The 13,351-nt window shown below is 48.3% G+C and carries 15 protein-coding genes and 2 tRNA genes; 13 read left to right on the forward strand and 4 right to left on the reverse strand.

All coding sequences use genetic code 11. The features are described from left to right. Positions 1-116: 116 nt before the first annotated feature. Complete coding sequence (gene flhA / locus Q0V82_RS02835) at positions 117-2,186, reverse strand: flagellar biosynthesis protein FlhA (RefSeq protein ID WP_297572476.1); 2,070 nt, start codon at positions 2,184-2,186, stop codon at positions 117-119. 55 nt (positions 2,187-2,241) lie between these two features. Beyond that, entirely contained in the window at positions 2,242-3,387 is a 1,146-nt protein-coding gene (flhB, locus tag Q0V82_RS02840; RefSeq protein WP_297572478.1) for a flagellar biosynthesis protein FlhB, read from the reverse strand. A gap of 81 nt (positions 3,388-3,468) precedes the next feature. On the opposite strand from flhB, the gene Q0V82_RS02845 reads away from it, so the two are divergent. The 10 genes from Q0V82_RS02845 (at position 3,469) to Q0V82_RS02890 (ending at position 10,237) form a co-directional block, all read left to right on the forward strand. Beyond that, complete coding sequence (locus Q0V82_RS02845) at positions 3,469-4,671, forward strand: flagellar hook-length control protein FliK (protein WP_297572480.1); 1,203 nt, start codon at positions 3,469-3,471, stop codon at positions 4,669-4,671. 159 nt (positions 4,672-4,830) lie between these two features. Further along, entirely contained in the window at positions 4,831-5,376 is a 546-nt protein-coding gene (gene fliL / locus Q0V82_RS02850) for a flagellar basal body-associated protein FliL (RefSeq protein ID WP_297572482.1), read from the forward strand. 38 nt (positions 5,377-5,414) lie between these two features. Continuing rightward, the gene (fliM, locus tag Q0V82_RS02855; RefSeq protein WP_297572484.1) at positions 5,415-6,434 is read left to right on the forward strand and encodes a flagellar motor switch protein FliM; all 1,020 of its coding nucleotides are present in this window, start codon (positions 5,415-5,417) and stop codon (positions 6,432-6,434) included. Continuing rightward, positions 6,427-6,861 (forward strand): flagellar motor switch protein FliN, encoded by a 435-nt coding sequence (fliN, locus tag Q0V82_RS02860; RefSeq protein WP_297572487.1) that lies wholly within the window; start codon positions 6,427-6,429, stop codon positions 6,859-6,861. The genes fliM and fliN overlap by 8 nt, the downstream gene beginning before the upstream one ends. Before the next feature lie 9 nt (positions 6,862-6,870). Continuing rightward, positions 6,871-7,287 (forward strand): flagellar biosynthetic protein FliO, encoded by a 417-nt coding sequence (gene fliO / locus Q0V82_RS02865; protein ID WP_297572490.1) that lies wholly within the window; start codon positions 6,871-6,873, stop codon positions 7,285-7,287. Then, complete coding sequence (gene fliP, locus Q0V82_RS02870) at positions 7,284-8,030, forward strand: flagellar type III secretion system pore protein FliP (protein WP_297572493.1); 747 nt, start codon at positions 7,284-7,286, stop codon at positions 8,028-8,030. Before fliO ends, fliP begins: the two co-directional genes overlap by 4 nt. Positions 8,031-8,033: 3 nt before the next feature. Further along, positions 8,034-8,303 carry a flagellar biosynthesis protein FliQ gene (gene fliQ, locus Q0V82_RS02875; protein WP_182075536.1) on the forward strand — a complete coding sequence of 90 codons (270 nt, stop codon included), beginning with the start codon at positions 8,034-8,036 and terminating at the stop codon, positions 8,301-8,303. Then, positions 8,300-9,088, forward strand: a complete 789-nt coding sequence (gene fliR, locus Q0V82_RS02880) for a flagellar biosynthetic protein FliR (RefSeq protein WP_297572500.1) — start codon at positions 8,300-8,302, stop codon at positions 9,086-9,088. Before fliQ ends, fliR begins: the two co-directional genes overlap by 4 nt. A 100-nt stretch (positions 9,089-9,188) precedes the next feature. After that, positions 9,189-9,977 carry a GTP cyclohydrolase FolE2 gene (folE2, locus tag Q0V82_RS02885; RefSeq protein ID WP_297572503.1) on the forward strand — a complete coding sequence of 263 codons (789 nt, stop codon included), beginning with the start codon at positions 9,189-9,191 and terminating at the stop codon, positions 9,975-9,977. A gap of 59 nt (positions 9,978-10,036) precedes the next feature. Further along, on the forward strand, positions 10,037-10,237 hold the full coding sequence (locus Q0V82_RS02890) for a hypothetical protein (protein ID WP_297572507.1): 201 nt from the start codon (positions 10,037-10,039) through the stop codon (positions 10,235-10,237). A gap of 193 nt (positions 10,238-10,430) precedes the next feature. Here Q0V82_RS02890 and pgeF read toward each other — a convergent pair whose 3' ends face one another. Both pgeF and rluD read right to left on the reverse strand, forming a co-directional pair. Continuing rightward, a complete protein-coding gene (pgeF, locus tag Q0V82_RS02895) occupies positions 10,431-11,174 on the reverse strand; it encodes a peptidoglycan editing factor PgeF (protein ID WP_297572510.1) in 744 nt (247 codons plus the stop codon). After that, positions 11,143-12,198, reverse strand: coding sequence for a 23S rRNA pseudouridine(1911/1915/1917) synthase RluD (rluD, locus tag Q0V82_RS02900; protein ID WP_297572513.1), 1,056 nt, complete (start codon positions 12,196-12,198; stop codon positions 11,143-11,145). Before rluD ends, pgeF begins: the two co-directional genes overlap by 32 nt. On the opposite strand from rluD, the gene Q0V82_RS02905 reads away from it, so the two are divergent. The 3 genes from Q0V82_RS02905 to Q0V82_RS02915 all read left to right on the forward strand — a co-directional run bounded on the left by Q0V82_RS02905 (position 12,197) and on the right by Q0V82_RS02915 (position 13,266). Beyond that, entirely contained in the window at positions 12,197-13,000 is an 804-nt protein-coding gene (locus Q0V82_RS02905; RefSeq protein ID WP_297572516.1) for an outer membrane protein assembly factor BamD, read from the forward strand. The two genes, rluD and Q0V82_RS02905, sit on opposite strands and share 2 nt — an antisense overlap. A gap of 70 nt (positions 13,001-13,070) precedes the next feature. Continuing rightward, positions 13,071-13,146 (forward strand) — tRNA-Ala (locus Q0V82_RS02910). A gap of 45 nt (positions 13,147-13,191) precedes the next feature. Next, positions 13,192-13,266 (forward strand) — tRNA-Glu (locus Q0V82_RS02915). The last annotated feature ends 85 nt before the right edge of the window (positions 13,267-13,351 follow it).

The raw sequence follows: 13,351 nt of genomic DNA on the forward strand, positions 1-13,351 counted from the left end.
TGGGTGCTAGAAAGGTATCGAGTCCTGATTATCACTGTTCCTGTGCTTCTGCACAATTGAATAGCGTCATCAAGGCATAGGATTGTTGGCGATTGAGCGGGGGAAGCACCGCCGTTTTAAGCGCCTAAGACATTAATGATGCGTAAAGTTTTGCTATCTGGAATCTCGGTATGCGCGATGACGCGTAATCCGGGAATAGAACGGCGTAAAAACCGCGATAACATCGGTCTTAATTGCGCAGGGGTGATTAAAACGGGATTAATGCCTTGCATTTCGAGCTGTTCGGTCATGGCGGCGGCTTGTTGCAGTAAGCGCTCGGCAAGGCCGGGCTCGAGGCCACCTTGCGATTTGCCACTGGCGGCGGAGAGTAAAATGCTTTCTAGTTGTGGTTCTAATGCGACAACTTGGAGCTCTTGCTCCCCAGCAAATAATTGATGAACAATCGATCGCCCCAGCGCAACCCGCACTGCCGAGGTTAATTCGTCGATATCGGCGGTTCGTACAATGTGCTCGCTGAGCGTTTCGATAATGGTGCGTAAGTCTCGAATATGCAGTCCATCCTCCAGTAGCGCTTGTAATATTTTTTGCAGCGTGCCAATGGGCACCACTTTGGGAATCAGTTCTTCAATCAACTTGGGCGATTCTTTGGCAAAGTGATCGACCAGCGCTTGGGTTTCTTCACGCCCGAGTAATTCGGCGGCGTTCGATTGCAAGATATTTGAGATATGCGTGCCGATGACGGTTGAGGCATCGACCACGGTGTAGCCCATGGCTTGCGCTTGATCGCGTAAGCTGGCGTCCACCCAAGTGGCAGGCAGGCCAAAAGTCGGATCGGTGGTCGCTGCGCCAGGCAAAGTGCCAGCGGCATTGCCCGGATTAATCGCTAGCCATTGCCCGACAAAGGCTTCACCAGCGCCAACGTCGACGCCTTTGAGTTGAATCCGATACTGATTGGGGCGCAGTTCGAGATTGTCGCGAATATGCACCGCCGGCACTAAAAACCCCAGTTCTTGGGCGATTTTTTTTCTAATCCCGCGAATCCGGCGTAATAACTCGCCATCTTGATTGCGATCGACCAAAGGAATCAGCCGATAGCCAACTTCCAGCCCGACCGGATCGACTGTTTGCACATCATTCCAGCTGACTTCTTGTAATGGCGCATCCACCGGTGGCGGTGGGGCTGCGCCTGCTGGCAGTGCGCCGCCGGTGGCGGTCGCGGTCGCGGCTTTGAGGATATTTTGTTCGGCAAACCAAGCTAAACCGCCGGCGAGTGCTGCCATCATTAAGAACGCAATATGCGGCATCCCCGGAATAATACCGAGTATGCCCAAAACGCCAGCAGTGACGTAGAGCACCTGTGGGCGAGCAAACAATTGACCCAAAATTTGTTCGGATAAATCTTGGTCGGTACCGACCCGAGAGACGACGATACCGGCGGCCACCGAAATAATCAGCGCCGGCACTTGGGCCACCAAACCGTCACCGATGGTGAGCAGGGTGTAGGTTTTGGCCGCATCGGCAAACAACATATCATGCTGCAACATGCCAACCAGCAAGCCACCAATCAGGTTAATCACCATCACTAAAATACCCGCGACGGCGTCACCCCGGACGAACTTACTGGCACCATCCATCGAACCGAAGAAATTGGCTTCGTCAGATATTTGCGCCCGCCGCGTGCGCGCCTCTTCTTCGCCAATCAAGCCGGCATTCAAATCGGCATCAATCGCCATTTGCTTACCGGGCATGGCATCTAAGGTAAAGCGCGCTGACACCTCAGCAATCCGTCCTGCGCCTTTGGTAATGACGACAAAGTTAATAATGGTCAGAATCACAAAGGCCACAATCCCGACGGCGATATTGTCGCCAATCAGTACGTGACCAAAAGATTCAATAACCTTACCAGCAGCGTCGCCGCCAGCATGACCTTCGGTGAGGACCAGTTTGGTTGACGCCACATTGAGCGACAAACGCAGTAGCGTGGTCATCAAGAGCACGGTCGGAAAGCTAGAGAATTCGAGGGGTTTATGGGTATATAAGCTGACCATCAACACGATGATCGATAGCGCAATATTAAAAGTAAAAAAGAAGTCGAGCACAGCCGGTGGTAAGGGCAAAATCATCATGCCCAACACCATTAACACCATCGCTGGCATGGCCAACGCAGTAAGTTTGCTACGCCACATCTAAGATACCTAGTGTATGTATTTTAATGAACATTATTTAATATATTGCTTGCAGTTATATACCCTGTTTTTCTGCTTCAGGGTCGAGTTCGGCAGGAACGGGTAAATCGGTATTGAGTGTTGGCGCTAAGCCGCCTTCTTTTTGATATTGATTGAGCTGGTAGATGTAGGCTAAAACCTCAGCAGCGGCAGTATACAACGCAGCGGGAATTTCTTCGCCCAATTGGGCGTGGTGATACAGTGCACGCGCAAAAGGTGGCGTGCGTACAACGGTGACTTTGTGCTCCTTGGCCAATTCAATAATGCGTTCGGCCAATAAAAAAGAGCCTTTGGCCACCACTTTGGGCGCGCGCATCGCTTCGTCGTATTGAATCGCCACCGCATAGTGCGTGGGGTTGGTGACTACCACATTGGCCTTGGGAATTTCGGCCATCATGCGCTTACGCGCCGCTTCTCTTTGTAATTGCCGAATCCGCCCTTTGACATGCGGATCACCTTCAGACTCTTTGTTTTCTTGGCGAACGTCCTCTTTGGTCATTCTGAGGCCTTTGTAATAATCCCAAAGTTGATACGGCACATCGATTAAGACAATGATTGCCATGCCGCTAACCGTCATCAAGAGGGTGTATTTGAGCATTTGCCACAACACATAAAAGCCAACATCCGGGGGCATGGCAATCAAGCTAATAAATTGCTCTTTTTCATCCCATAAAATCCAGCCAGCAATGCCACCGATTAATCCCGATTTTAAAATCGTTTTCAGCGTTTCAATAATGGTACGCACCGAGAAAATCCGGCCAATACCGGCGATCGGACTGAGTTTGCCAAAGTTGGGCCCCAGCGCTTCGGTGCTAAAGACCCAGCCACCAATGGCGATGGGGATCATGATAGCCACCAAAGCGCAGGCGGCAAAGATAGGCAATAAGGCGACTAGCGCGATGCGCATTGCGGCCATTAAGGCCTCGGGCATTTGCTTGGCGCTGATTAAATCCGTGCGATCAAAGCTGAGGTTGTCGACCATGATTTCGCGAATGGCATGAAATATATCCGGCGCGAGCGTAAACACCGCAACCAGCCCTGCCATGAGGGTGGCAAAAGTGGTGAGCTCGTGTGAACGCGGCACTTGCCCTTTTTTTCGCGCATCTTCAATGCGCTTGGGGGAGGCCGGTTCGGTTTTTTCTAGGTCTGAATCTTCTGCCATAGCGCCAGTTTACCTGCAGTTTTAAGCGGCTGGCATTGTCTTTGCTTATTACTAGGCAAAGTCTTCTTATTGGGTGTAATTATGGCAACAACTTCTGCGGTGCCAGTGCAAGTTCAAGCTCCTATGAGCCGTGCAGTTGAGTCGCGCGCTGCGCGTGAAACCAGTCCGCGCAATGATTTTAAAGACGAGTTTAAACGTGAGTTAGACCGTGAGCGGGCCGAGTCGCCTGCGCCAGTCAGCGCCCCTCAGCAGCCAGTCGTGAGCAAACCAGCGAGCAAACCGGCCAATGAAGAAGACGCCGCAACGAGCGAATCGGCGCAATCGCAAGCGGCAACGATAGATCCTTGGTTGGCGATGCTACAAAACACGCTGGTTGCTCCTAGCACCAGCGTTGCGCTCACTGAGGAAGCCGCGCCACTGAGTGATCTTGCCACTGATCCTGAAGCGGAAACTCCAGCAGTATTCAATCCATTGACTGCTCTAATGCTAAAAAATCCAGCAAGCAGTAGCGAAAATACCGATAGCGCCCAACTGGGCACTGACAAGCAAGCTAATCAAGCCGCATCTTCAGCAATAGCGGCGATGTCACAGCCTAAAGTAGATGCAACTGAAACGGCAAAGCTTGCCGTCGATACGGCAAAATTAAGCGCCACTGAGGTTAAAGAAACGCCATTAGAGTTAATGCCAAATACCGACTTTAAAACGCAATTGACTGCGCTGCATGAGCAGCGAAGCCTTGCTGCGAATAACTCTGTGATCACCGCTTTGCCAAATAAGGAAGTCGCTGTGCCAGTGCATCATTTGGCTGAGCCGGTTGGGCAAATGCGCTGGGGTGATGCGCTAGCGCAGCGGGTTGGGCTGATGCTGGGTCGGCAAGAACAGCAAATTCAAATGCAGTTGAATCCTGCGCATTTAGGGCCAATGGAAGTGCAGTTAAATGTGGTGCAAGATCAAGCCAGTGTGGTGTTTAGCTCGCAAAATGCAGCGGTGCGCGATGCCCTTGCTGCGGCAATGCCGCGCTTGACCGCTTTATTGGCCGAACAAGGCTTTACCTTAAGTAATGTACAAGTGGCTTCAGATACTTTGCAGCAGCATCAACAGCAGCAAGCACAACAAAACCAATCGCAATGGGGAGGGATGAATCAAGGTCAGCAGCCAGCTTCTCATGGTCGAGAACTGGGATTAACTTACGGAATGGCTGCGGGCTTGGTTGATGAAAACCCACTGGAATCATCAATGGTGCGACTACCCATTCAAAAAGGGGGCTTGAGTTTATTTGTCTGATTTCTTATGCTCTGCCGCAATAACGCTTGCTTAGCGCTTGTTTTATAGTATCTTTCGCTATATTGGCAATTTTTTACGCCCTAGCTACGCTGGGGCATAGTTATTTAAGTCTCTCGTGAAAGATAATCTATTCATGGGCTTTCATTTTAAGGATGTAATATGTCGGAAGCAAAAGCAGAAGCCGCGCCAAAATCTAAAAAAAATATCCTGCTTATTATCGTGGCTGCTGTATTGGTGTTAATTTTAATTTTAGGTGGTGCACTGGCCTTTTTCTTATTGAAAAGCCCTGCTGAAGGTAGTGCCGAAGAAGCAACTGCAGAAGCTGCGGCGCATGGGGAAGAAAAGAAAAAAGAAAAGAAAAAGGAAAAGAAATCAGAAGAGCACGCGAAACCGGTATTTGCCAAATTACAAGATCAGCCATTTACTGTTAATTTAAGTGGTGAGGCTGAGTCGGTATTGCAAGTTGAAATTATGGTTGAATTGGCTGAAGAAGCAGATAAAGAACGAATTATCGCCGTGCAGCCTAAAATATTAGATGCAGTGAATCGCTTATTGCGAGCCAAAACACTAGAAGAAGTAAAAACCCCTCAGGGCCAGGAAGAATTGGCGCGACAAATTAGAGAAAAAATTAATGCCATTTTAGAAGTTGAAGCAAAAGACGAAGGCGTATTGAGCGTTAATTTTACTAAATATTTTTATCAGTAAGCTTGTTAAAAATTAGAACCGAGTTTTAAAAAGAGACAATGGCAGACGATATTCTTTCTCAAGAAGAGGTCGATGCGCTACTGCGCGGTGTGACTGGTGAAGAGGACGATGGTGCCGATGACGTCGATCTATCGGCTGTCCGCAATTATGATATTGGTCGACAAGAACGGATTGTGCGTGGGCGGATGCCGACGCTGGAAATTATTAATGAACGCTTTGCGCGTAACTTACGTATTGCCTTATATAATTTTATGCGCCGTAATGCCGAAATTAGCGTCGGCCCAATTCGGGTGCAAAAATACAGTGAATTTATTCGCAATTTGGTGGTGCCAACCAATTTAAATATGATTCAAATGAAGCCCTTACGCGGTACGGGCTTATTTATTTTCGATCCGAATTTTGTTTTTTTAGTGGTGGATAATTTATTTGGTTCAGATGGTCGTTACCACGTCAGGGTTGAAGGGCGGGACTTTACGCCAACAGAGCAGCGCATTATCCAGCGCTTGCTCGAAGTGGTTTTTGAAGAGTATCAAAAAGCCTGGAAGCCGGTGTTTGAGTGCGAATTTAGCTATATGCGCTCAGAAATGAATACGCAATTTGCCAATATTGCGACCCCAACCGAAGTCGTCGTGGCGTATACCTTTAAAATTGAATTGGGTGCTGGCGGTGGCGATTTTCACATCTGCTTACCGTATTCAATGATCGAACCGATTCGCGATATGTTGTATAGCTCGATGCAGACCGATCGCATTGAATCGGATAATCGCTGGTCATCGTTGTTGCGTAAACAACTACACCATGCTGACGTTAATCTGGTGGCCACCTTGGGTAACGCGAAAATTACTTTGGGCGACATTTTAAATTTAAAGACGGGCGATGTGATTTCTTTGGAAATTCCAGAAGCCATTATTGCATCAGTGGATAGCGTGCCAGTGCTTGAGTGTAAGTATGGTATTCTTAACGGTCAGTATGCATTAAAAGTCGACAAAGTGCTGGGCTCGGCCGAGGCTTTAAACGGCGTGCAAGACGAAGAGAATAGCGGAGAAGGTAATGGCTGAAGAAACCACGGGCGCAGCAGAAAATCCCGATGACATTATGGATGATTGGGCGGCGGCGTTAGCCGAGCAAGAGGTGACTGACGCCGCCACTGATACTGCCAGTACAGTACAAGCGGCGGATATTTTTCAGCGTTTTGATACGGCGACTGTGCCCACCAATGCGCCGAATAATATTGATATGATTTTGGATATCCCTGTCAATTTGACGGTGGAGCTGGGGCGCACCAAAATTGCAATTCGTAGTTTATTGCAGCTAGCACAAGGCTCAGTGGTTGAGCTTGATGGGATGGCGGGTGAACCGATGGATGTATTGGTAAATGGTTGTTTGATTGCTCAGGGTGAGGTTGTGGTGGTGAATGATAAATTTGGTATTCGACTCACTGACATTATTACCCCTGCTGAGCGCATCCGTCGCTTGCATAAATAACCCAATCATATGAATCTAATTCGATTGCTTTGCGGCAGCCTTGTGGGGCTGCCGTTCTCCGTTGTGGCGGCCACGGCAGCGCAAACTGCACCGGGCCCTGGTGTGGGTCAGCTGATTCAAGTGATTTTGGCTTTATTGCTGGTGCTGGCGTGTATTGTGGGCGGCGCTTGGTTGATGCGCCGTTATGCCTTAGTACCTGGCGCTGGCAATTCCCATTTGCGCGTTGTTTCTGGCGTGATGGTGGGCACCAAAGAGCGGGTGGTGATTGTTGAGGTGGCTGGCACTTGGTTGGTGGTTGGTGTGACCCATCAGCAAGTTAATTTGCTGCATACCTTGGATAAGCCAGCGGATGCGGTGAGCACACCAGCACCCCCTGCATTTGCACAATGGCTGCAAGCGGCAATGGCTAAACGGAAGACCTCATGATGAAGAAAATCGTTCTACTCGCTGGGGTATTGCTGTGTCCAGTATTATTGGCTGCGGAACCTGCGGGTATACCCTTTATGAGTTCCTCACAAACGGCAGCTGGGACGGCGTATTCTTTGCCGATTCAAACCTTGCTGTTTATGACTGCGCTGGGCTTTATTCCGGCGATGTTGTTGATGATGACGTCGTTTACGCGAATTATCATTGTGCTGTCGTTACTGCGGCAAGCCTTGGGTACGATGCAAAGTCCGCCCAATCAGGTGATTGTGGGTTTATCGCTGTTTTTGACGTTGTTTATTATGGCGCCGACGTTTGACAAGATGTACGCCACGGCCTATCAGCCTTTTTCGGAACAAAAAATCACTTTTAATCAAGCCTTAGATCAAGGCGCAATTCCGCTCAAAGACTTTATGCTCAAGCAAACACGGCAAAAAGACTTGGCGTTTTTTATCGAGGTGTCCGGTGCCAAAGCACCGAATGGCCCAGAAGATGTGAGTTTGCGGGTGTTGGTACCGGCGTTTGTGACTAGCGAACTCAAAACAGCATTTCAAATTGGCTTTTTGGTCATTATTCCGTTTTTAATTATTGATTTAGTCATTGCCAGTATTTTGATGGCGATGGGGATGATGATGGTGTCTCCGGTGATTATTTCTTTGCCATTTAAAATTATGTTGTTTGTGTTGGTGGATGGCTGGACGCTGTTGATGGGGTCCTTGGTGCAAAGCTTTTATATTCCGAGTTAATTCATGACACCAGAAACGGTAGTGACTTTATTGCAAAGAGCGATGGAAGTAATGATTTTGCTGGGCGCGCCGGTGTTGCTCACGGCGCTCATTGCCGGTTTGATTGTGAGTATTTTTCAAGCGGCAACGCAGATTAATGAGGCGACGCTTTCTTTTATTCCCAAAATCCTCGCTTGTTTTTTGGTGCTGGTGCTCGCTTTGCCATGGATGATTGAAACCATCAGCGATTACACTATCCGCCTGTATCAAAGCATTCCTCAGTTGATTGGATGATTACGGTCACTCAAGTCCAAATTGAAATTTGGCTGGCGTTGTTCTGGTGGCCATTCTTACGTATTTTGGGTTTGTTGCTGGCGGATCCATTTTTTTCCAGCCGCGCAATCCCGATTAAAGTGCGTGTCAGCTTGGCATTATTGCTCACGGTGCTGGTGGCACCTTTGCTGCCGACGATGCCCAGCGTTGCCGTGGTCTCTCCCGAAGGCATGCTGATTGCGCTGCGGGAACTCTTGATCGGCCTCGCAATGGGTTTTGTGATGCGGCTAATTTTTAGCGGGGTGGAGCTGGCTGGGCATTTGTCGGGTTTGCAAATGGGTTTGGGTTTTGCGACGTTTTATTCGCCGCAAAGCGCCACCAATAGTTTGGTGATTTCTCAATTGATGAGTTTATTTATGCTGCTGGCGTTTTTGTCCATTAGCGGGCATTTAATGGTGTTGCAGGTATTAATTGACAGTATGGTGCAGCTGCCGGTGGGGGGTATATCGGTTTCGGCCAGTGGATTCAAACAAATTGCGAATTTAGGTGCGATTGTGTTTCGCACTGCGGTGCTGTTGTCCTTGCCGGTGTTGGCGGCGTTATTGATTACCAATTTAGCCATTGGGGTGATGACGCGGGCTGCGCCGCAGTTAAATGTATTTGCAGTGGGTTTTCCACTGACTTTGGCCGTGGGTTTTGCGGCAATGTATTTTTCTTTACCGATGCTGGTGCCGCATATTGATCAAGCGCTGGTCAGTTACACCCGATATATCAGCCAGATATTGACGGCGTTTAGCCAGAAGTAATCGTTGCGATTGATAAATGCAATTCCCGACTGGTTTGCTCGGGTATTGCGCTCAGGGTATAATCAATTCATCCAATTAATTCTTTTGAAGTGAGATTCTGATGAGCGTGGTTATTGCCGACGTGCAAAACACAGTGGATACCCGCAATATTGCGATTAACAAAGTCGGTATCAAATCGATCCGCCATCCAGTGCAAGTCGCGGATCGCGCGGATGGGGTGCAACATACGGTTGCTACTTTTGATATGTATGTCTTTTTGCCGCAACACTTCAAAGGCACGCATATGTCGCGCTTTGTTGAGATTTTAAATAGTCACAACAAAGAAATTTCAGTGGAATCATTTGAAACCATTTTGCGTGAAATGTGTGAGCGTTTAGAGGCTGAGGCCGGTTATTTAGAAATGCGCTTCCCATTTTTTATCGATAAAACGGCACCAGTTTCAGGGGTAAAAAGCCTGCTTGACTATGATGTTTCGTTGATTGGCGAGTTAAAAGACGGCGTGTTTACACAAACACTCAAAGTCCTTGTGCCAGTGACGAGTCTTTGCCCTTGCTCGAAAAAAATCTCCGCGTATGGCGCACATAATCAGCGTTCTCACGTGACCGTTAGTGCCACTTTGGGTCGGAATGTGTGGATCGAAGAAATCGTTGAGATGGTTGAAAAACAAGCTTCTTGCGAGTTGTATGGCTTATTAAAACGCCCAGACGAAAAATACGTGACCGAGCGTGCTTACGACAATCCGAAGTTTGTCGAAGACATGGTGCGCGATGTGGCCGCCAGTTTGAATGATGAGCCACGGGTTGTAGCCTATGTGGTTGAATCGGAAAACTTTGAATCGATTCATAATCATTCAGCCTATGCCTTGATTGAACACGATAAACGCGCTTAATTTGCACGGCTTAAAATATTAAAAAAGGCGCCCAGTGGCGCCTTTTTTTGAGGTTGCGAATGTATATCTTATTGATTGGCTACTTGTTTGTGATTGTGATGTTTGCCGCTGTGGTTGGCGCGAGCAATTGGGTGCTTGGGTTGTTTTTCTTTACGACCTTGGCGGTGTTGCCAACATGGCTGATTTTTTGGCTGAAACGTAGTATGCAAAAGAAAAAAGTAGAAACTAAACTCGAGCAACAAAATTTAGAACAAGAATAAGTTGTTAAGCCATTGTTTACTTATCGTCTTAATATGGCGATATGAATAAGGGTATTTGATCGCAAGCCATTGTGAATATGATTTGCGATCAAATACCCATTATTTAGGTAGATAAAGTTTTTATACTTTGCAGTATTCAGACCAGCTACCAAGCTGGGACGCCTTACTCTAGAACGCCAGTACTCGTACCGAGTTATTCAAGCCAAATCAAGCTGGCCATGCGGCCTGTGATGCCGTCGCGACGATAGGAAAAATAATTGTCGCTATCGGTATAGGTACACTCGCCGCCACCATAAATGGCCGTAATACCGAGCGTATTAAGGCGTTGGCGTGCCAATAAATACATATTAGCCAGCCATTTTCCATTGGCGTTGGCAGTAAATGCGGCAGCAGCAGCGGCATTATGCTCGATAAAAGCGGCTCTCACTTCATCGCCCACTTCAAAAGCACTCGGCCCAATAGCTGGCCCCAACCACGCCATTAAAGTATTACTAGGAACAGCCATAGCATGCACGGTGTTTTCAATTACGCCATCACAAAGGCCGCGCCAACCGGCATGCGCCGCAGCAACCACAGTCCCGTGCTGATCACACAGTAAAACCGGCAAACAATCGGCAGTCATTACGACACAGACTGCGCCTTTAGTGCGGCTAATGCTGGCATCGGCCTCGATGGGCGCATGAATTTCTGCGGCATCGACCACGATGGTGCTGTGGGTTTGCTTGAGCCAAGCAGCAGGGTGGGGCAGTTGTAGCCGATTGGCCATGACGGACTGGATCTCATCGCCAACATGGTCGCCCAGATTGAAGCTGGCATAAGGCGCCACGCTGACGCCGCCATGCCGCGTGGTTTGTTTGGCCTGCACATTCGCAGGGGCGGGCCAGATTGGATTGAGTAGGTGTGTATTATTCACGAACATAGATAAGTTCACAGTCATGCTCGTCTTCGCCTTCATCATCGTCGTCGAAATCGTCTTGGCTTAATCCCACATCGGCGCGCAAAGTCCCAATCAGTTGCTCTAAATCAAATGGAATTGCCGCTTTCCACGTCATGGTTTTACCACTCTCAGGATGAACTAAAGAGAGTTTTCTGGCATGCAATGCTTGGCGATTCAGTTCGTCCAGTGCCATACGTACTTCGCTACTGGTATCCATTTTAGGCGCAACGCCATACACCGGGTCAGCAGCGAGTGGATGTTTAATATGGGCCATATGTACGCGAATTTGATGGGTACGACCGGTTTCTAAGCGGCATTCAATCATCGTGTAAGCGTTAAAACGTTCTAAAACATGGTAATGCGTAATCGAAGGTTTACCACTGCGAACCACTGCCATTTTGACGCGGTCTTTCGGGTGACGACCAATCGGCGCATCCACCGTGCCATCGGCATGGATTAGACCGTTGGCAACGGCAATATAATGGCGTTTAACGCTGCGTTCTTGTAATTGATTGACCAAGTGCACTTGCGCTTGCAGTGTGCGCGCCACCACCATTAAACCGCTGGTTTCTTTATCCAGACGATGGACAATGCCTGCGCGTGGGATTTGACGCAGTTCAGGGTAATGAAACAGTAGGGCGTTTAATAAAGTCCCCGACCAATTGCCGCTACCCGGGTGAACCACTAAGCCGGCTGGTTTGTTAATAATAATAATGGTGGCGTCTTCGTATAAGACATCGAGCTCGATGTCTTCGGCTTCAAACGCCACTTCGTTGGGGTCGGGCTGCACGTCGACTTTAAGCGTTTCTCCTCCCCAGAGTTTGGTTTTTGGTAGCGCAGTTGCGTCATCTACCCAAACCCGCCCGTCTTTAATCCACGTAGTCAAGCGGCTACGGGAAAAATCAGGCAAAATCTTCGCTAAAGCAGCGTCCAAGCGTGTACCTGCCAAGTCGGCGGGCACAGACAAAACACGGATGTCTGCGAAGTCGTTATAATCGTTGAGTTCAATATCGGATTGCATCATGACTAAGATTCTACCGCGAATCCTGATTTCTGCCTTGTTAGTTAGCCTAATGGCAGGATGTTCTTCGCTTAATAATGAAAAACCTGATGAAACTCAGGGCTGGAGCGCCGAGAAATTGTTCTCAGCGGCTAAATCTGAGCAAGTAAGCCGCAGCTATGACGCGTCCAATAAGCTATTGGAAAAATTAGAAGCCCGTTTCCCCTATGGCCGCTATGCACAACAAGCGCAATTGGAAATGGGGTACAACTATTATAAAGATCAAGAGCCTGCTTTGGCCTTGGCGGCAATTGATCGTTTTATTAAGCAAAATCCAAGTCACCCTAGTTTGGATTACGCTTTGTACCTGAAAGGCTTAGTGACTTTTAATGAGTCGCAAGGTTTTATGTCGTCGATGTCCAAGCAAGACATGTCCGAGCGCGACCCCAAGGCCGCGAAAGAGTCTTTTAATTCTTTTCGTGATTTAGTCCAGCGTTACCCAGACAGTAAATATGCGCGTGATGCCGAAATTCGGATGGGGTATTTAATTGGCGCAATGGCTAAATATGAATTGCACGTTGGACGTTATTATTTTCAACGCGGGGCTTATTTAGCTGCAGCCAACCGTGGCCGTGCTTTGCTGGATAATTATGCCAATACCAAGCAAGTTGAAGATGCATTAGGTTTGATGATTCAATCTTACGATAAGCTGGGTATGAAGGAATTAAGCGCAGATACCCGCCGAGTTTTATTGCAAAACTATCCAAATTCGAAGGCTGCGGACGTGAACTTTGAAACAGATCCTTATTGGTGGGCGCCGATTTAAAAATAAGTGCAGAATAAATCAAAGAGGGCTTGACGTACTTTAAATTGCCGTCTATTATTCTGCTCTCTCTGGGGGTATAGCTCAGTTGGTAGAGCGCTTGCATGGCATGCAAGAGGTCAGCGGTTCGATTCCGCTTACCTCCACCAGTTTGGTTTAATTGATGGTTTATGCATCAATTAAATAAGATTTAAGTTCCCATAGTTTAGCGGTTAGAACACTGCCCTTTCACGGCGGCGGCCGGGGTTCGATTCCCCGTGGGAACGCCAGTTTTAAGTTGTATGTTTAATTGTAAGTGCGGGGGTATAGCTCAGTTGGTAGAGCGCTTGCATGGCATGCAAGAGGTCAGCGGTT

The organism is uncultured Deefgea sp. (genome assembly GCF_947072475.1).
Lineage (GTDB): Bacteria > Pseudomonadota > Gammaproteobacteria > Burkholderiales > Chitinibacteraceae > Deefgea.

Bases quoted from the DNA above. Each gene is read 5' to 3' on its own strand.
- flhA (WP_297572476.1), bottom strand. From the start codon at position 2,186: ATGTGGCGTAGCAAACTTACTGCGTTGGCCATGCCAGCGATGGTGTTA.
- flhB (WP_297572478.1), bottom strand. From the start codon at position 3,387: ATGGCAGAAGATTCAGACCTAGAAAAAACCGAACCGGCCTCCCCCAAG.
- Q0V82_RS02845 (WP_297572480.1), top strand. From the start codon at position 3,469: ATGGCAACAACTTCTGCGGTGCCAGTGCAAGTTCAAGCTCCTATGAGC.
- fliL (WP_297572482.1), top strand. From the start codon at position 4,831: ATGTCGGAAGCAAAAGCAGAAGCCGCGCCAAAATCTAAAAAAAATATC.
- fliM (WP_297572484.1), top strand. From the start codon at position 5,415: ATGGCAGACGATATTCTTTCTCAAGAAGAGGTCGATGCGCTACTGCGC.
- fliN (WP_297572487.1), top strand. From the start codon at position 6,427: ATGGCTGAAGAAACCACGGGCGCAGCAGAAAATCCCGATGACATTATG.
- fliO (WP_297572490.1), top strand. From the start codon at position 6,871: ATGAATCTAATTCGATTGCTTTGCGGCAGCCTTGTGGGGCTGCCGTTC.
- fliP (WP_297572493.1), top strand. From the start codon at position 7,284: ATGATGAAGAAAATCGTTCTACTCGCTGGGGTATTGCTGTGTCCAGTA.
- fliQ (WP_182075536.1), top strand. From the start codon at position 8,034: ATGACACCAGAAACGGTAGTGACTTTATTGCAAAGAGCGATGGAAGTA.
- fliR (WP_297572500.1), top strand. From the start codon at position 8,300: ATGATTACGGTCACTCAAGTCCAAATTGAAATTTGGCTGGCGTTGTTC.
- folE2 (WP_297572503.1), top strand. From the start codon at position 9,189: ATGAGCGTGGTTATTGCCGACGTGCAAAACACAGTGGATACCCGCAAT.
- Q0V82_RS02890 (WP_297572507.1), top strand. From the start codon at position 10,037: ATGTATATCTTATTGATTGGCTACTTGTTTGTGATTGTGATGTTTGCC.
- pgeF (WP_297572510.1), bottom strand. From the start codon at position 11,174: ATGACTGTGAACTTATCTATGTTCGTGAATAATACACACCTACTCAAT.
- Q0V82_RS02905 (WP_297572516.1), top strand. From the start codon at position 12,197: ATGACTAAGATTCTACCGCGAATCCTGATTTCTGCCTTGTTAGTTAGC.
- rluD (WP_297572513.1), bottom strand. From the start codon at position 12,198: ATGATGCAATCCGATATTGAACTCAACGATTATAACGACTTCGCAGAC.